The following is an 18,828-nucleotide window of genomic DNA, read 5'->3' on the forward strand; positions in this document are numbered from 1 at the left end:
TGATTCCTTACTCGTCCAGTTCGCCGTCGCGCTGCACCAGATAGATCAGCACCAAAATGAGGGTGACAAAGAATCGGAAAGCGTCGGGCACCCCGTTCCATTGTTTTGACATCCACATGCCGAACCACTCACCGCCCACCGACATAAAACCCACCTGCCAGGTCAAAAAACCGAGCGTCAAACCGGCCACTGCCAACGTTTTCTTTCTATTGAAGGCCACTGCGGACAGTTTCAGGCCGCACAACAGACGCAGGCCCCCTATCCAACACAACAATGCGGTCAGGCTTTCCAGCGCAATGATGCCAATATAACCGGCGTGATGCAGCCACGGAGTCTGTATTGAACGGTAAGTGATGGTGGCGTCAGGGAAAATGGTGTCCATCATAAATACATGACGAACAAAGGCGAAGTTGGAGCCGTAGTCCGTGATATTGCCAAATGCCACCAGCGTGGCGAACAGCGCCATCGCGCACACCAGCAACGCTTTGGATAAGCGAACGATCATATTGATGAGTCCTGAAAAGGTTAACGTAAACACCGAAGGTGTAGTTCGCGGGCTCAGGAATGAAAAAATGGGCTTGCTGGATACCCGAAAGAAACAAGCGCCTCTTTTCTAACTGAAAAGAAACGCTTAATCAACATGATATTAACGCCTGCCGAGCGGATATCAGACGTACAGATAAATTGCCATAAAGTGGCACAGGCTGCCGCCGAGCACGAAACCATGCCAAATCGCGTGGCCGAAGCGGAAACGCTTCGATGCATAGAAGATCACACCCAGGGTATAAACCACGCCACCGACCGCCAGCAGCGTCACACCGCCCAGCGCCAGACGAGTCGCCAACTGATAAATCACAATCAGCGACAACCAGCCCATAGTCAGATAGGTCACCAGCGAGAGCGCTTCAAACCGGTGCGCAAACGCCAGTTTGAACAGCACGCCCAGCAGTGCCAAACCCCAAATTACCGCCATCAACCCCTTGGCCAGCGGTGAGTTCAAACCCACCAACAAAAACGGCGTGTAGGTACCGGCAATCAAAAGATAAATGGCGCAGTGGTCAAATTTTTTCAGCCAGTGCTTGGCTTTTTGGTGGGGAATGGCATGGTACAGCGTGGAGGCAAGGAACAGCAGGATCATACTGCCGCCATAAAGACTGTAGCTGGCGATGGCCGTCACGTCAGCGCCGGTATCTACCGCCTGAACCAACAACAGTACCAGGCCGACAATACCAAAAACCAACCCTATACCGTGACTGATGCTGTTAGCGATCTCTTCCGCCCACGGATAGGCCGTGGCGGCCATTTTTTCAGTACCGGCTTTCACTACGCCCGTTTTTCCCATTACACACAACCCCTCAAAACAGCCAACATTGTTCGAAATTACCGCAAGGCAGCTTAACTGAGAATAATTTCAGTGTACACGTGTACGCCAAAATAAAACTGTGTGCGCGTGTAACCATCGAAATCCCTCGCCCGCTGGTCTACAATCGTTCGGCTTCAACCCATCTACCTTGAGGTTTACACCATGTCATCCGCTGTACCCGCGTTAGATTTCGGCTCCATGACCCAGGTCATCCAGTTCCTGATGGAAATCGACAAGTTGAAAAGCGTGCAACGCCGCACCAAAGTGCTGGGCACCCAACGCCAGGAAAACTCCGCCGAACATAGCTGGCACTTTGCTATTGCTGCCATGAGCCTGGCCCCCTATGCCGGTGAAGGCGTAGATATTCAGCGAGTGATCCAGATGGCGCTGCTGCATGACATCGTTGAGATCGATGCCGGTGACGTACTGGTCTACGATCTGGCGGCCCGCGCAGCGATCCATGATGTGGAAGTGGCGGCGGCACGCCGTTTGTTCGGTATGCTGCCGGACACTCAGCGCGAGTATTTCACCGCTTTATGGCAGGAATATGAAGATGGCGAGAGCGCCGATGCGCGCTTCGCGCTGGTGCTGGATCGCACCATGCCGATGCTGATGAATCTGCATAACCAAGGCCAAAGCTGGGTTGAGAACGGCATCAGCCTGGAGCAGGTACTGGCGCGCAACACCACCATCGCCGACGTTCAGCCCGAACTGTGGAAGTACCTGCTACAGCACCTGCAGGACGCACAACGCAAAGGCTGGCTGAAGTAACGCCGTTGCTGTTGTGACAGGCCGGGTGACCCCTTCACCCGGCACGCCATTCACAGCGGCTTGTGAGCCGTTTCCTTCGCCGCAATCACCGCCCACAGTGTGATTAGCAAAGCCAGCACCACATAGGCCGAGATCGCCAGCGTGCTGTCGTAGGACTTGAACAACGAGGCGATAATCAACGGCGCAAAGCCACCGCCGATAATACCTGCCAACGTGTAAGCCAATGACGACCCCGCATAACGCACCCGGGTTGGAAACTGTTCGGTAATAAACGCCGCCTGTGGGCCATACATTGCCGCATGGATCAGCAGACCCACTACCACCGCCAGGCAGATCAGCACCGGCTGGCTGCTGTCAAGCAGCATAAAGAACACAAATGCCCAAACCATCGCCGCCAATGCCCCGCCGATATACACCGGCCGGCGGCCAAAGCGATCGGACAGGGCGCCGAACATCGGCACGGTAATCGCGTTACCGATCGCCCCCAACATGGTGGCAGCCAACGCCAGCGGGCGCGGCAGGTTCAATACCGTAGTGACGTAGGTCAGGGTAAAAACCACCACCAGCGCATACAGCACGTCGGAACCAATACGCGAACCGCCGGCGATCAGCAGCGGACGCCGATGCTGGGTGAAAACTTCGCGGATCGGTGCGTGGGTAACATCCTTCGATGCCTCCAGTTTCAGAAACGCAGGCGTTTCCCCCACGCCACGGCGTAGCCACAGGCCAAACACCACCAGTACCAGGCTCAGCAGGAAGGGAATACGCCAGCCCCACTGCTGGAAATCCTCCGCCGTCATCGCCACCGTCACCAGCGTGATAAGCCCGGTGCCGATCAGCGTTCCGCAGGAAGGCCCAACCTGAGCAAAGGAGGCATTGCGCCCACGCTGATGGGGCTTGCCGTGCTCCATCGACAGCAGTACCGCCCCCGCCCATTCGCCCCCCAATGCAATACCTTGAATAAAGCGCAGTGTCACCAACAGCAACGGGCTCCAAATACCCCAACTGGCATAACCGGGTAGCAACCCCATCAGCGCAGTAGTCACGCCCATGATCACCAGCGTGGTCACCAATACAAAACGGCGCCCCAGCACGTCACCAAGATGACCAAAGACGATACCGCCAATCGGCCGCGATACATAACCAACCGCATAGGTGGAAAACGCCAGAATAGTGCCCACCAGCGGATCGAAAGAGGGGAAAAATACGTGGTTGAAAATCAGCGCCGCCATGATGTTGTAGACGGTGAAGTCATACCATTCCAGTGCGGTGCCAATCGAACTGGCCGCCGCCAGTTTGCCGGTGTTCGGCGGATGGGCGGAAGCATCGGCAGTGGGGGCGTCCGCGATTGACTGTTGAGTGGTTGAAGTGCTCATGATGAAAGCTCCTGTGTGGTCAGCTGCCAGCCGAGGGCATAATGCAGGGCATCGGTGGCGGGGATTTTCAATTGGCCGCAGGCCAACTCACTCAGCCGCTGGCCGGCTTCGGCGCTGCTGCTTTCGATCAGCATCATCGGCAGTAGCCGGCGGTTTTCCCGCGATTCTTTCGGCAGCGGTGAGCTGAGATCCGCGTCCGGCGACAGCAGGCTACTGCGCACAAAACCGGGCTGTTCCGCCAGGAGGCTCCCCAAATGATTGATGCAGGCCTTCAGCACATGCGACTCCACCGGTTCGAGAGTAAGGATAGCCAGATGGCTGCCGCAGCCCTGACCGGTCACCGCCTCTACCGCGCAGACACGACGCATCGGATCGCGCATTTTATCGAGACTCGCTACCGACCAGGGGGTCTGTTCGGTAAACGCGGCGCGGTAGGCCGCCGAGGTAAAGCTGGCCAGGGATTCGGTTTTATACAGCCCGAGGTATTTGCGCCCGCCCTGTAGTGCCTGATAACGCGTGCCCGACAAGAAACCAGGCACCCGCACCCGCTCTTCCACGTGCTCGCGGTCGTACCACTTATTGAAATCCGCCTCGTCCTGCGCGGCGACATCTGTTGCGACAAACAGCATTCCGTTTAGGGAACCGGTCATGGGTACTCTCCTGTTAGCTCAAAGTAAGGCGGGGCCGTTCCCCACCGGAAAATCACGCCTCGGCAAGGCAGCGTTCGATCGCCAGCGCCCAACCCAGCAACGTCTCGTCATGCAGCGGCAGTCCGGCCACCATCAGCCCCACAGGTGCCGTATCGGGCCGTTGGCAAGGCAGCGACAGCGCGCAACCATCGAGGAAATTGATCACCGAAGGGTTACGCAACGCGGCGCCGTTGATACGGAAATAGGCGTCTTCATCCTCTTGCAGCTCGGCAATGGTCGGCGCAACGAAGGGCAGGGTTGGCATCAACAAGGCGTCAAATTTTTCCACTACCGCGGTCACCCGCCGTTGCCAATCGGCACGCAGCATCCGCAATTGCTGCAGATCCTGCTCATCGAGCAGCTGGCCACGACGAATACGCGACAGCACCCGCGGGTCATAGTTTTCGGCATGTTCGCTAATCAGCGGCTGGTGCCAGCGCCAGGACTCCAGCGCGGTGAAACCACCGGCGGCGTTGATCGTTGCCAGCTCGGCGAACTCATGACAGGGAATAAATTCAATCTGTGCCCCGGCCTGCGCCAGCCGCTGGACGCTGAGATGAAAGGTGGCGGTGACTTCATCATCCAGGCCATCCAGCACCAACGTTTGTGGCACGGCAAAGCGCGCCTGACTCAGCGTTTTCTGCTGCGGGTGCAGCGGCTGTTCGGCAATCACGGCATCCAGCGCAATGCAACCTGCAACGTCATGGGCAATCACGCCAATTGAATCCAGTGAGGGTGACAATGGCAGTAAACCATGGCTACTGATGCGCCGGGCGGTGGGTTTATAACCAGTCAGACCACAGAAGGCAGCCGGAATACGCACCGAACCGCCGGTGTCGCTGCCTATCGCGCCAAAGCACATGCCGTCGGCTACCGCAACCGCCGCACCGGAAGATGAACCACCTGGAATACGCCGTACGGGGCGATCCCACGGGTTGGCAGGTGTGCCGTAGTGGGGATTGATCCCAAGCCCCGAATAGGCAAATTCGGTCATGTTGGTTTTGCCGATCACCAGCGCGCCCGCTTGCAACAAACGCGCCACCACGGCGGCATGGGCATTAGCCGCTGGCGCACTGGCCAGTACGCGTGACCCGGCCGCAGTAGCTTCACCGGCGACATCAAACAGGTCTTTGACCGACACCGGTACGCCGTCCAGCGCCGACAAAGGGTTGCCCGCGGCACGCCGCCGATCGGCAGCCAATGCCTGCTGCTGTGCCCAGTCGCTATAAACATGCGTAAAAGTGCGAGCGCCCTCCCCCTGCGGGTCGGCGATTTGCGCCAGCGCGGTAGCGGTCAGTTGCACAGCAGTGAATTCACCGCTGGCCAAGCCGGTGGCGACCTGCGTTAAAGTCAGCTTTTTCATCACGCCACCACCGGCAGTTCTATGCTGCGATAGCCGTGGCTGATGGTACGTCCCAGCACTTCGTCCACCAGTTCCATACGAAACTCGGCCGCCGGACGGATACCGCCAATCGCCGCCACCGTACCGCAGGCCATCGCCAGGCCATCTGGCGGTTGCGGGACCGTCAACCCGCCCTCCGGCACCTGCTGACCACTTAAATAGCGATCCAGCAGATCGCCGGGAGTACGCAGACTGGCAAGGTAACCCTGTTGATAAAGCCGGAACTCGCCGTTTTCTTTGATCCAGGATCGCAGGATCAACGAATCCCAGTGCGCGCTCACCTCACGCAACGGCCAGGCGGTGCGGGCTACCGGCTTGACGCAGATTTGTTTGGACAGCGCGACGCTGTGCGCCTCCAATTGGCGATCGGTATGATCTGAGGCCAGCGAAACAAACAGTTCCCCCTGATGAGTGAAGATCAAGGGCTCCGCTTCGCCGGAGCTGGCATTGCCGATCACTTCAATACAGTCGTTCTGACTGAGCTGGTTAACGGCCACCCGATAGAACAGCGGGATTGCACTGGGCTGGGGCACGCCGAGCTCGGCCAACTCCCTAATATGGTGCAGGATCGCCTCGCGATCCCGGCCGGTCCAGCCGGCGATCACCAGATGGTCGATCTCGACATCCAGCGCCCCGGCACCGCTGGATTCAGGTAAAGTGAAGGTCAGTCTCATGGCATTTGTGCCTCTTTGGTTAAAATACTGTGAAATTTCACTATATCTTTAGTTGCCAAATAAGCGATTTCCATGCCATGTTTTTGTGTACTATGTCTAAAAACTTTCTTCTTGCAGGAGCAGAACGTGATGAGCCTTGACGCAGAGAGCCAGGAACTCCCGACGGCAGAGGAAGCCGGAATGTCACTGAATGAATTGGCCTACCGGCGCTTTAAGCAGGCGCTGGTGACGTTAAGCTATAAGCCCGGTGAATATCTCAATACCGCGCAGGTGATGGGTGAGCTGGATATGGGCAGAACGCCGATTAATCAGGCAATCCACCGGCTGGCTAATGAAGGGTTGCTACAGGTGATCCCGCGTAAGGGAGTGATGGTCTCGCCGCTGTCGATGGATGACGCACTGGAGCTGATTGAAGTGCGACTCGCCAATGAAATGCTGTGTATGCGGCTGGCAAGCAAGCGAATTACCGAACCGCAGGTCGCCGCACTGACAGCCCTCAATCAACAAATCGAAGCCGCCAGCCAGCGCCGCGACCGGGTACAGATGATGACGCTGGACCACCAGTTCCACCAGCAGTTGGCGCAGATCGCCGGGAATAATATGCTGGCGGACATCCTGAGCGTGCTGCACGCCAGGGCGCAACGCTTTTGGGCCAGTACGCTGTCACGCGAAGGTCATATGCGAGAGGTGATCGAAGAACATCGAGCCATTATCGCGGCACTGGCTGCACAAGACGACGCCGCTGCAGCCAATGCCGCAGAGGCGCACATTCTGTCTTTCCGCAGTGCACTGTTGCATGAGGGCTGACACCCTTGAACTGCAAAGGGTCCGCCTAGAGACCGTTTGTAATAAAATTGACTGAATATCTACAACACGAGTATTGGTCATAGGATAATCGGTAATGACTCCTCGCTGGGAAATATGGCCGTCAGCGACACATTGAAACTGGCGCACTATATCCCACCGAAAATTGACATTAGCGGAGTCGCAGCATCCCATGAAATTGAGTTAATAGGGTAATTAGCGGTGACAAACGGGAAATGACGCCTAAAGTCATTTCCCTTTATCCCTGTTAACGGCCGCCGGAGGCCTCGATAAAGCTGCCGGTGACGTAAGAAGCGGCATCGGACAGCAGCCAGGCGATGGCTTCTGCCACCTCTTCCGGGGTGCCACCGCGCTGCATCGGCAGGTTGCCTTTCACCCTGTCAACACGCCCCGGCTCACCGCCACTGGCATGCATTTCAGTGTAAATACACCCCGGCCGCACCGAGTTAACGCGAATACCTTGTGCCGCCACCTCCAGCGCCAGCCCGGTGGTCAGGGTGTCGACCGCCCCCTTTGATGCGGCATAGTCGATATACTCCCACGGAGCCCCTAAACGAGCGGCGGCAGAGGAAACGTTGACGATAGCCCCGCCCTGTCCACCATGACGATGCGACATACGCATCACCGCTTCCCGGCAGCAGAGGAAAGAACCGGTGACGTTGGTAGTCAATACCCTGTTGATACGCTCGGCGGACAGTTGCTCAATGCTCGACTGCTGAAACAGAATACCGGCATTGTTGACCAGTGCGTCAATAGGCCCGAGGGTGGCATCCAGTTGGCTAAACATCGCCACTACCTGGCTTTCATCGCCAATATCGGCCCGCAGCGCCAGCGCCCGATCGCCCAGTGATGCTATCTCCGCGACCACCTGTTGCGCCGCAGCTTCATTCTGCAGATAGTTAACGCCCACCGCATATCCCTGGCGGGCCAGCAGCAGCGCCGTGGCGCGGCCAATACCCCGGCTGGCGCCGGTGACCAGTGCAACTTTAGTCATAGTGTTCCTTTCTCTGATTGGAAAGTCATAACCGGTAACCGGCGCTCAGCAAAGCTACCTTCTTCAACAGAGTATAGATATCCATGCTGCAGAATATCCAAGGGTATTTTTCCACTTTTTTCCCTTATTAAAATAAACCTTATAACTGCACCAAACGACGCAGCTGTTTTTTAATCCGCGGTTTTACGCTTTTATAAAAGGTGAGGGACTGCGCAAGCTGAATATGTGGCATGGGCGAGGAAAACAGGACGGAATGATTCCCCCTTTGCGCGCCAACGTCGGAAGGCGGTATGACCAACACCAACAATAAAATTGCGCCTGTACAGGTAACCGCCGTTGAAAAATTGTCGACACGCATTCGTCCCTACCCTGATGATTTGTGCAGCAATCAGCGTACGCGAAATATATCGACGCTCCCTTAACGCCAAATTAATCCCAGATTAAGGTTTGCTTAAGAACGATGACGCAAAAAGGATGGCGGCGTTGTCTTCCCCCGGTGGTTGTAGTTATATAGCCGCCAGCACAGTGACATAAACCGGATACCCCATGAACATATTGTTAGTGGAAGACGATCTGCAATTGGGCAAGGCCCTGTGCCGTGCATTAGAGCTGGCGGGCTTTGAGCTATGCTGGGTGCGGCTGGTGCATGATGCTCAAACCAGGCTCTCACAGGGTCATTTCGATTTAATGCTGCTGGACCTGACCCTGCCAGACGGGGATGGATTAAAGAAACTGGTTGAGTGGCGGGCCGCCGGACAAAATATCCCGATCATTATTCTGACCGCCCGCGACCGCATCGAAAGCCTGGTCAATAGCCTGGACTCCGGTGCGGACGACTTTCTGGCCAAACCTTTCGCCTTGCCTGAGTTGATATCACGCGTGAAGGCGGTTAACCGCCGCATGGCCGGGTTTGCCTCCCAAACCTGGATCCTGGGCAATCTGTATCTGGACCCAATCAATCACCAGGTGACGCTGGATGACGAACTGCTGTTGCTATCGAAAAAGGAGTATCGACTGCTGCATGAACTGATGCGCTGCGCCGGTACCGTGGTGCGCAAAACCGCACTGGAGCAGAGTCTGTTCGGCCATGGCGACAGCGTGGAAAGTAATTCTCTGGAGGTGCATATGCATAACTTGCGGCGCAAGATTGGCAAGGAAAAAATTATAACCGTGCGCGGCATAGGCTATTTATTAAAAAAAGAGACTCTGGGATGATAAGTTTAAAATCCTTTTTTATGCGCACTATTATTTTCCAGGTTTTAGCCATATTACTGCTCTGGGGCGCATTAATTGGTTGGGTGAAATACTCATATTACCCTGATGCGGAAAAGTATTTAGATAATCAGCAACGCATTGTCGCACGTGGTATTGCCAATATTCTTGACAAGACAGATGTTACCAACCGCAGTTATCTTGAGGTGATTAAAGATATCGAAGTCATGTATATCGACTCGATCAAAAACGGCATGCAGGATGAAATAGACTATCGGCCACTATTTGTGGTTTACGATAGCAATAATCAGATGCTTTACGCCTCACCGTCACAGGAAAAACCGCTGTTCCTGCCGCCGTCGGTGCTGTCCGGCACCATCAGTTACGCCAATGTGAAGTGGCATATTGCCGGCAGTTGGAGCGATAAACAGCAATTTAGAGTGATCGTTGGCGAATCCTTTGACAACCGCACCACTATTTTCGGCAATCCGGCAGAAAGCACCGCGATCCCGCTGTTGGTCACGCTGGCAGCCATCATTGTCACTTTGCTGCTCACCGCCTATCTCAGCCTGCGGCCACTGCGGCAAATTGCCAGAATGATCTCTGACCGCAAGCCCGGTACTCTGTCCCCGATTAATGCGGCCGAACAATATCAAGAAATCCGACCAATCGTTTTGGAAATCAATAAACTGATGGCGCGTATCGATGCTGCCAATCAACGTGAAAAACGCTTTATGGCCGATGCAGCGCATGAGCTGCGCACCCCGATCGCCGCCGTGCTGGCACAGTTGCACCTGTTGACCCAGGTGGCGGATAAAACCGAACGTCAGGAAATCATTGAAGACATGCAGCAAGGGTTGGATCGTGCCGCATCGCTTTCGCGCCAGCTGATTGACCTGGCCAAACTGGAGTCGGAAGACTTCCCACTGAAGATTGAAACGGTGAATATCCACGCGGAAATCGGCAAATGCATTGCCCAGCACGTTCCCTATGCGCTGGAGAAGAACGTCGAACTCTCGCTGGATGGCAGTGAAAATGTGATGATTGATACCGATCGCCACTCGCTGATTACGATTTTTACCAACCTGTTGGAAAATGCCATCAAGTACGCGCCTGACGGTGGCCGAATCGAAGCCAACATCCGTTCGCTATCGCCACTGGGTTGCTACATTACTCTGCGAGACAATGGCCCCGGTATTAACCCTGAATACCACAAACGGTTATTCGAACGTTTTTATCGCGTGCCAGGTACTCTGCAGGTCGGCAGCGGTCTGGGGCTGGCGATTGCCAAAAATCTGGCGGATAAAATCGGTGCGCAACTGCGGGTGGCCGAAGGGCTTGATGAACGCGGCATCGGCTTTGTTATTGATCTGCCAGAGAACTATCTGGCGTCATCAGAGAGTTAAGCCACCATAGCTCCCAATTTCACTGCAACGACATCCGCTTGATTTGCTGTGGTAAACAAATGGGCAACCTGTTGTTTGCCCATAAATATAAAAATAGCTATCCGGTAATGCGGATCACCGAGCGGACGTCGCTTTTCTTGTTCAGATCCCACACTTCAGCGATCTCGGATAAGCCATGCTCCTGAGTGTCGACCGAAATCTGCCCGGTGGCCGCCAACGCCAGGATCTCACTGGCATATCTCTGCATCTCAGCCGCCGGTGGAAAATTGCCGGTGCCGCTACCCATAATCTGCAGTTGGTTACTGCGCAATACTGCCGCCGGCAAGCGAATGTCTGGCCCGGCCATCGACCCAACATTGACCAAGCGAATACCTCGCCCCCCGGCGTAGGAAGACAGGTCGTGGTTGTTCAGCGTGGCCAGCAGCGCTTCAGTCGCCGTACCCCAGATATAATCGACTATCACCTGATATCCGTTCGGCCCTGCGGCAGCAGCGAAAGCCTGGGTTAGCGCATCCCCTTCCAGACTGAGATCCACCGTAGCATCGACATCCAACGCATCCAGCACGCTCTGCCGACGGCCTGCTGCAACAATGCGCCCTGCGCCCGCCTGGCGTGCAGCCGCCACCGCCAGTTTCCCCGAGGTGCCGGTCGCGCCAATAATCAGTACCGTCTCGCCAGCCTGAAGCTCGGCACGCCAGTGCAGCGGCAGCCAGGCAGCGAATGCCGGGTTGATCAAGGCGGCGGCGGTAGCATCATCCACACCCGCCGGTACCGGCACGGTCCAGGAAGCGACGGTACGCTCAGCCAGAGCACCGTGCGGCTGTCGGAATGAGGCAAAATAAACCCGCTGGCCGTCCGGTGTATAACCAACGCCATCGGTTCCAGGCACGATCGGCAACACCTTTGGGCTGGAGTAATGGGTTCCCGCTACCATGGCACGATCCAACTGTTTGATACCGGCGACAATCACCTCAATCAGGGTTTCCCCCTCTCTTGCTTGCGGTTCATCCACATGACCGACAACCGGTGGCTGACCTAACGCGTTTACCATTGCAGCTCTCATCATTGCTCCTTATTCCGTTTGGGTTGCTATGCAGCGACAATAAAAAAGGGACACCGCATCATGCAGTGTCCCTTGATAACACGCTTTGCCGAATGTGTTATGGGGTTTTACTCAACGGCAACTTGCTGAAGAAATCAGAAGCGCCAGTTCACAGACAGATTGCCCTCTAATGAATTGCTGCCCTGACGGAACAGCTCACTGGAAAGCCCGGCCCCCACAGAAACATCTTTATTAAGCTGATACTGCACCCCTGCCTGTGCTGCCAACCCATCACGCCCGGCCAACGTGCTTTTGCTATCGAAAGCAGAGGCGTCATAACCGACGAATTGAGCACGCTGGGTGACATTGTTGCTCAGCAGCTCATGCTGCCAGCCAAGGCGCAGCGTGGCAGACAAGGCCTGTGGCCCCTGATACAGCGCCTCCACGCCCAGCGTGCTTTGCAACGAGTCGGCATAATGGCCTTTAATCTGCATCGGCAAGGTGCCAGAACCTGACTCTTTAATCGTGCGATGGGCGGTGGCGGTATAATCCAGCGCCGCCACCGGGCCGAAGCTAAACGACTCGGTTAATGCAAAATGATACCCGCCACCCAGGGTTAATGAGCCATTCCAGGCCGTCCAGTCGCTCTTGCCGGTACCGCTCACGCCGGCAATATCAAATTGGCGCTTCATCTGATTATCCTCCGCCCCTATGCGCCCCAGGCCATAGGCAAACGGCCCAACCATGGCATCCTGTGCGTAGTTGAACTGCAAGCCAACATCAAAGGAGGTGCTGTGCGTGCGCGCCCGATCGGCGCTTTTGGCGTTGACCGTTTGCCCGCCGACCGCCGCGTGGAAACCGGTGGTCAGGCCCGGCAACAACCCGTTACGTTTCTCGGCACCGAACAGCACACCATAACGCGATGCGTTGTAACCGGCGATCGTGCCCGTATTGTTTTGCCAGTTACCGCCGCCGTACGGCAGGGCAAAACTGATCCAATCTTGCTCGTCGTCCGTTGGCGCCAACGTCAAATTGCGTTCCGGTGCGGTCAAGGCGCGGGTTAACTGGCGTTCGCGGTCGAATGAGGTCTGAATCAGGCTGTTATAAGCCGACGGCTGCAGCTGCGCCAGCGCACTGTTCACCTGCCGACCTTCGGGGCTGGAGAAATCCAGCGCGGTCAGTAACGGCCGCAGGTCGTTCCCCGCCGTCGCCGCGGCACGGGCTAACGCCAGACCCACATTTCGTTCATTCGCATTCTGCGCATATTGACTGTAGGCCGATACACCACGGGTCGCGCTGATTTGATATTGCCCGGCCTCCAGCGGTGCCACATGGAAGCTTAGCGTCGGTGATACCGCCTCAACGCTGAGCCGATCGAATTCACCGTTGACCTGCCCCAATTGCAGCAGCGAAGCACTGTTCAACTGCCAGTTTGAGGCATACCAGCCTTTTACAGGCATCAGCGTCAAAACGCCACCCAGACTGGATTTTCCGCTGATGTGTAGTTGATCGCCACGGCCCAGGCTGTCGAACATCAGTTGCAAACGCCCCTGCGGCCCCTGCCGATAATCACCGTCGATCGACAGCTTACCAAAAGGTGAACCTGTGGTGAGTAAGCCATTGTTGGTAAACCACCCGCCATCCGACAGCGCATAGCGGCTATTGCCCGCCAACTGTGCGCCAGGCTGGATATCCACACTATAAACCTGATGGTTACCGTTCAGCGTGGTTTTCCCGCCCTCGGCTACCAACGCCAGGTTGTCCTTGCCACTAATGTTGCCGTTATAGGTGAAGTCGAAATCATTATCCGCCACGGCGGTCACCTGCCCCAGCGCATCCGGCCGTAGACCGAAGGTTAAACGGGTGAGGCGAGCCAGGTTATTTTCGTCCCGTTGAGCATAGTCAGAAATAATGTCGCCCTGAATATCGGCGCCGCGCATCACGTTAATCGCGCCGGCCAGCGCATTCACTGACTGGTAAATTGCCGCTTTGGCCCCCTTTAGCGAGCCGGTGATATCGAAATGGGAGACCAGTGGCGCAGCCCGGTATTGGGACAAGTCAATGCCATCCCACAGCCAGATATATGAACCACGGTATTCTTTCTCATTGCTCATCAGGTTGTTGCCGAAATCCAGTCTGGCAGCCACACCGTCCTTACCGATCGCCTCCAGGCTACCGCGTTGGATAATCGTGTGGCTATCGCCGTAAGCCACCAATAAGCCGGTGCCGTAGTCACCATTCGCCTGCACGCGGGTACCTGGCGCAATGGTCAGCGTATTGCCCACACCGTCAACCCGAATACCGGCGGCGGCAACACCATCGGCCAACAAGTCACCGCGTTGCTCTACCCGGTTGTTACTGCCGTAAATGTGCAACCCGACACCGCGGACGGCGGTATTGGCTTTACCGTCGAGATACGCAGTTCCTGCAGCATTGCGCGCGAAATACCCTTGCTGGTTAACCACATCCAGGCCACTGCCATACACAGAATGACCGAAGAAGTTACGGCGATCGATGTCGTATCCTATGTCCTGTAGCACCGCCAGTTCGGCTTCCATCATAGAGGTGTAGTTACGGTAGTTTTGATGGCTCATCAGGCTGCGATCCAGCTCACTATGAGCCATGTAATTATGATCCACATCGCCAAACTCGTCGAGGATACGCACCGGAACTCCCGGCATGGCGCCAGCCAGCACTTCCTTGACGTGGCTACCGGCGAAATAGCCCTGATCTTTGCGCAAGTCAAAACCTGAAGGGTCGTCCGGCCCCTCGCATCCTTTGCATAAAATAGCCTGCCCTGGCCGCGCCGGATTACCGTTATCGTCAAACAGATGTGATGTCCAGCTCCCCTGCGTCGTACCGAACTGGGTCACGCCATCATTCGCCACACCAGCGAAGGTGCTAATCCCTAACGCATGGGCAATCTCATGAAATGTGATGACTTCCAGATCAAAGCGGGAATCGGTCGGGACCTGGGCAGGTGAGGCCAATACCGGGGCAAAGTCCAGTTTTCCGATGTGAACTACAGCGTGGGCGCCACTGTTCAACACCCCCGCCTCCTGGCCTTGCAATACCGCCTGAAGTTGGGTCAGGCTGAATGGGGTTTCGCTGACATCAGGGCTCATCGCTCCGGCATTTTGTTCATCAAAGGTACCGACGTTGATCACCCCAGGCAATTGGCCAGCCTTGGGTTTAATGATATCGGCCCAGCGCTGCGCCGCACCGATCACCTGAGCCTTTTGAACGTCATCCAGTACCCAAGATGAGTACAAGGGACCCCACTCATCCGTAAAATAACCGTCGTCGGTGGGAGTGAAGAAATTCAGTTTAAACACCGTTTGTCCGCTGCTATTGCGGACTTCATAACTCTCAACCGCCTGCGCGGAACAGAAGGGTAAAGCCGCAATGATTGCGATAGCCAACCTTTTCATAGAGCACTCCTTGTGAGTTAATCTTCCCTGCAAAAATATTTTGCTGAGACCAATTTAACCACGAGGGTTTAAACGGAAATGAAACAGGGCCGAGTCTTAACTCGGATTGAAAAAAATGGTGGGTAACAGCCTGAAAAATAAAAAAACCGCAATTAATCAAAATGATAAACAAGAAAATTCTTAGATGTTTCACGCAAAAAAAAGCAGCGCATGATGCGCTGCCTCTTGATCCCCATCGACAGAAGAACCTATTCGTATTCGCTCATCGGTACGCAGGAACAGAACAGGTTACGGTCGCCGTACACGTCGTCCAGGCGCTTCACGCTCGGCCAGTATTTGTTCTCACGCACACCGGCGATAGGGAACACGGCCAGCTCACGGCTGTAGGCATGCTGCCAGTCGCTGACCAGTTCCGCCTGAATGTGCGGCGCGTTCACCAGCGGGTTATCTTCCAGCGGCCATTCACCTTTCGCCACACGATCAATCTCGCCGCGGATAGCCAGCATCGCATCGATAAAGCGATCCAGCTCTACCTTGCTTTCCGATTCGGTGGGTTCAACCATCAGCGTGCCCGCTACCGGGAACGACATGGTCGGCGCATGGAAACCGTAGTCAATCAGACGTTTGGCAATATCCATTTCGCTGATGCCGGTCTCTTCTTTCAGCGGACGAATGTCGAGAATACATTCATGCGCCACGCGGTGATCGCGACCGGTATACAGCACCGGGTAAGCGTCCTTCAGGCGGGTCGCAATGTAGTTGGCATTAAGAATTGCCACCTGGCTCGCCTGCTTCAGCCCTTCCGCACCCATCATGCGGATATACATCCAGCTGATGGGCAATATTGAAGCGCTGCCGAACGGTGCGGCGGAAACCGCGCCCTGCTCCGTGAGTACGCCGTCAATCTGTACCACACTGTGGCCTGGAACGAACGGCGCCAAATGCGCTTTTACGCCGATTGGCCCCATGCCTGGACCGCCACCGCCGTGTGGGATACAGAAGGTTTTATGCAGGTTAAGGTGTGAGACGTCCGCACCAATATAACCTGGGGTGGTGATGCCCACCTGAGCATTCATGTTGGCACCGTCGAGGTACACCTGGCCGCCGAACTGATGAACGATCTGGCACACTTCACGGATAGTTTCTTCGTACACGCCATGGGTCGACGGATAAGTCACCATGATACAAGACAGCTCTTCACCCGCTTGCTCTGCCTTGACGCGCAGATCGTGCAGATCGATGTTGCCGTTCTTGTCGCAGGCCACCACCACCACGCTCATCCCTGCCATTTGGGCAGACGCCGGGTTGGTACCGTGTGCGGAGCTTGGGATCAGGCAGATATGACGGCCGGCTTCGTTACGGCTTTCATGGTAATGACGGATCGCCAACAGCCCGGCGTATTCACCCTGCGCGCCGGAGTTCGGCTGCATGCAAACCGCGTCGTAACCGGTCAATTGCACCAGCCATTGTGACAACTGGCCAATCATCTGCTGATAGCCTGCAGCCTGCTCTGGCGGGCAGAACGGATGCAGCTCGGAGAATTCAGGCCAGGTAATCGGGATCATTTCTGCCGCAGCGTTCAGCTTCATGGTGCAAGAACCGAGCGGGATCATCGCCTGGTTGAGTGCAAGATCCTTGCGTTCCAGACGGTGCATATAACGCATCATCTCGGTTTCGCTGTGGTAGCTGTTGAATACCGGATGAGTCAGGATCGGATCCTGGCGCAGCATGCCTGCCGGGATCGACTGGCTATTTTTGCTTACCGCCGCGTCCAGTGCGTCGATGTCCAGACCGTGATTGTCGCCCGCCAGCAAGGCGAACAGCGTTTGTACGTCTTCACGTGAGGTGGCTTCGTCCAGCGTGATGCCTACCGCACCGTGAATGTCGGTACGCAGGTTAATGCCAAAGCTCAGCGCACGTTCCAGCACCGCGGCCTTGTCTTTCACTTCTACCGTCAGGGTGTCGAACCAGGTTTTATGACGCAGTTGCAGGCCGGCCTGTTGCAGCCCGGCAGCCAGAATGTCGGTCAAGCGATGGATACGCCCGGCAATGCGTTGCAGGCCCTGTGGGCCATGGTACACCGCGTACAGGCTGGCAATGTTGGCCAGCAGTACCTGCGAGGTACAGATATTCGAGTTGGCTTTTTCGCGACGGATATGTTGCTCACGGGTTTGCATCGCCATGCGCAGCGCGGTGTTACCGGCGGCATCGCGGGAAACGCCGATAATGCGGCCCGGCATCGAACGTTTGAATTCGTCACGGCAGGCGAAGAAGGCGGCATGTGGGCCACCGTAGCCCATCGGCACGCCAAAGCGCTGCGCGGAGCCGAATACCACGTCGGCACCCTGTTTGCCCGGTGCGGTCAACAGCACTAATGCCATAATGTCGGCGGCCACGCTGGTGCCGATTTTACGGTTTTTCAGTTCCGCCAGCAGTGCGCTGTAATCGTGCAATTCACCGGTAGTGCCAACCTGTTGCAACAGCACGCCAAACACGCCCTGCAGTTCCAGCACCTTCTCGGCTTTATCCACAATCACTTCAAAACCGAAGGTGGCGGCGCGGGTACGTACTACGTCCAGCGTCTGCGGATGTACGTCGTCAGCCACGAAGAAACGGTTGGCGTCTTTCAGCTTGCTGGCGCGTTTGGCCAACGCCATCGCTTCGGCTGCCGCGGTTGCTTCGTCCAGCAATGAAGCAGATGCCAGATCCAGACCGGTCAGATCGAGAGTCACGGTCTGGAAGTTCAACAGCGCCTCAAGACGGCCCTGCGACACTTCTGGTTGATAAGGGGTATAAGCGGTGTACCAACCCGGATTTTCCAGCATGTTACGCAGGATCACCGGCGGCGTCAGCACCGCGCTGTAGCCCATACCGATATAGGATTTGTAGCGCTGATTCTGTGAGGCAATTGCCTTCAGTTCGGCCAGCGCCTGATGTTCAGTAGCCGCATCGCCTACCGGCGGCGGCGCAGGCAGTTGAATGTCTGCCGGCACAATCTGTTGGATCAGCGCGTTGAGCGAGCGTGCGCCCACCGCTTCCAGCAACTGCTGCTGTTGTTCTGCAGAAGAGCCGATATGGCGTTCGATGAACGCACCGCTGTGTTCAAGTTGGCTGAGTGTCTGAGTCATTGCTACAAATTCCTGAATGCTTACGGGGTACGGGATATAGCTTGATCTATAACTAAAACGCCCCGGCCAATGAGCCTGGGGCGTTACAACAGTTACTCGTCGATAGAAGCCTGATACGCACCGGCGTCCAGCAGATTGCCAAGTTCGGCAGTGTCAGAAGCCTTGATGCGGAACAGCCAGCCTTCGCCGTACGGGTCGCTGTTAACCAGCTCCGGGGAGCTTTCCAGCGCATCGTTGGCGGCGATAATTTCGCCGCTGATTGGCGCATAGATATCGGAAGCGGCCTTCACCGACTCCGCCACTGCACAATCTTCGCCAGCGGCAACTTCACGGCCCGCTTCCGGCAGATCGACAAACACCATGTCGCCCAGCAGTTCCTGCGCGTGTTCGGTAATGCCTACCACGTATTCGCCATTACCTGCGTCACGCACCCACTCATGGGAAGATGCATACTTCAATTCTGTTGGCACATTGCTCATAGCCAGCTACTCCTTCGAAGAAATAATTTCCCTGCG

Annotated in this window: 15 protein-coding genes; 4 read left to right on the top strand and 11 right to left on the bottom strand. The window is 56.2% G+C overall.

What is annotated here, in order from left to right:
* Positions 1-7: 7 nt before the first annotated feature.
* Positions 8-505 (bottom strand): DUF2165 family protein, encoded by a 498-nt coding sequence (locus tag OCH02_RS24275; protein ID WP_261433364.1) that lies wholly within the window; start codon positions 503-505, stop codon positions 8-10.
* Positions 506-667: 162 nt separating this feature from the next.
* Entirely contained in the window at positions 668-1,342 is a 675-nt protein-coding gene (gene trhA / locus OCH02_RS24280; protein ID WP_012146602.1) for a PAQR family membrane homeostasis protein TrhA, read from the bottom strand.
* A gap of 183 nt (positions 1,343-1,525) precedes the next feature.
* On the opposite strand from trhA, the gene OCH02_RS24285 reads away from it, so the two are divergent.
* The gene (locus tag OCH02_RS24285; protein WP_261110523.1) at positions 1,526-2,134 is read left to right on the top strand and encodes an HD domain-containing protein; all 609 of its coding nucleotides are present in this window, start codon (positions 1,526-1,528) and stop codon (positions 2,132-2,134) included.
* 50 nt (positions 2,135-2,184) lie between these two features.
* Here the strand turns inward: OCH02_RS24285 and OCH02_RS24290 are convergent, their stop codons facing one another.
* The 4 genes from OCH02_RS24290 to OCH02_RS24305 are packed head-to-tail and all read right to left on the bottom strand — an operon-like array spanning position 2,185 to position 6,275.
* Positions 2,185-3,510 carry an MFS transporter gene (locus OCH02_RS24290; protein WP_261433366.1) on the bottom strand — a complete coding sequence of 442 codons (1,326 nt, stop codon included), beginning with the start codon at positions 3,508-3,510 and terminating at the stop codon, positions 2,185-2,187.
* Entirely contained in the window at positions 3,507-4,160 is a 654-nt protein-coding gene (locus OCH02_RS24295; RefSeq protein ID WP_261433367.1) for a DUF4286 family protein, read from the bottom strand. The genes OCH02_RS24290 and OCH02_RS24295 overlap by 4 nt, the downstream gene beginning before the upstream one ends.
* Before the next feature lie 52 nt (positions 4,161-4,212).
* On the bottom strand, positions 4,213-5,562 hold the full coding sequence (locus OCH02_RS24300) for an amidase (protein WP_261433368.1): 1,350 nt from the start codon (positions 5,560-5,562) through the stop codon (positions 4,213-4,215).
* Complete coding sequence (locus tag OCH02_RS24305; protein WP_261433369.1) at positions 5,562-6,275, bottom strand: DUF2848 domain-containing protein; 714 nt, start codon at positions 6,273-6,275, stop codon at positions 5,562-5,564. The genes OCH02_RS24300 and OCH02_RS24305 overlap by 1 nt, the downstream gene beginning before the upstream one ends.
* Before the next feature lie 129 nt (positions 6,276-6,404).
* Between OCH02_RS24305 and OCH02_RS24310 the strand changes: the two genes are divergently transcribed.
* Complete coding sequence (locus OCH02_RS24310; RefSeq protein ID WP_261433420.1) at positions 6,405-7,082, top strand: GntR family transcriptional regulator; 678 nt, start codon at positions 6,405-6,407, stop codon at positions 7,080-7,082.
* 265 nt (positions 7,083-7,347) lie between these two features.
* Here the strand turns inward: OCH02_RS24310 and OCH02_RS24315 are convergent, their stop codons facing one another.
* Entirely contained in the window at positions 7,348-8,094 is a 747-nt protein-coding gene (locus OCH02_RS24315) for an SDR family oxidoreductase (RefSeq protein ID WP_261433371.1), read from the bottom strand.
* A 546-nt stretch (positions 8,095-8,640) separates the two neighbouring features.
* On the opposite strand from OCH02_RS24315, the gene OCH02_RS24320 reads away from it, so the two are divergent.
* The gene (locus OCH02_RS24320; RefSeq protein WP_261433372.1) at positions 8,641-9,309 is read left to right on the top strand and encodes a response regulator; all 669 of its coding nucleotides are present in this window, start codon (positions 8,641-8,643) and stop codon (positions 9,307-9,309) included.
* On the top strand, positions 9,306-10,712 hold the full coding sequence (locus OCH02_RS24325) for a sensor histidine kinase (protein ID WP_261433373.1): 1,407 nt from the start codon (positions 9,306-9,308) through the stop codon (positions 10,710-10,712). The genes OCH02_RS24320 and OCH02_RS24325 overlap by 4 nt, the downstream gene beginning before the upstream one ends.
* 97 nt (positions 10,713-10,809) lie before the next feature.
* Here the strand turns inward: OCH02_RS24325 and OCH02_RS24330 are convergent, their stop codons facing one another.
* From OCH02_RS24330 to gcvH, 4 genes are all read right to left on the bottom strand, one after another.
* Positions 10,810-11,775 (bottom strand): zinc-binding alcohol dehydrogenase family protein, encoded by a 966-nt coding sequence (locus tag OCH02_RS24330; protein WP_315899247.1) that lies wholly within the window; start codon positions 11,773-11,775, stop codon positions 10,810-10,812.
* 134 nt (positions 11,776-11,909) lie between these two features.
* Positions 11,910-15,185 (bottom strand): autotransporter domain-containing protein, encoded by a 3,276-nt coding sequence (locus OCH02_RS24335; protein ID WP_261433375.1) that lies wholly within the window; start codon positions 15,183-15,185, stop codon positions 11,910-11,912.
* 248 nt (positions 15,186-15,433) lie between these two features.
* Positions 15,434-18,313 (bottom strand): aminomethyl-transferring glycine dehydrogenase, encoded by a 2,880-nt coding sequence (gcvP, locus tag OCH02_RS24340; RefSeq protein ID WP_261433376.1) that lies wholly within the window; start codon positions 18,311-18,313, stop codon positions 15,434-15,436.
* 92 nt (positions 18,314-18,405) lie between these two features.
* The gene (gene gcvH, locus OCH02_RS24345) at positions 18,406-18,792 is read right to left on the bottom strand and encodes a glycine cleavage system protein GcvH (RefSeq protein WP_261433378.1); all 387 of its coding nucleotides are present in this window, start codon (positions 18,790-18,792) and stop codon (positions 18,406-18,408) included.
* Positions 18,793-18,828: the final 36 nt, after the last annotated feature.

This window comes from Serratia quinivorans, from assembly GCF_946227985.1.
GTDB classification, from domain to species: domain Bacteria; phylum Pseudomonadota; class Gammaproteobacteria; order Enterobacterales; family Enterobacteriaceae; genus Serratia; species Serratia quinivorans_A.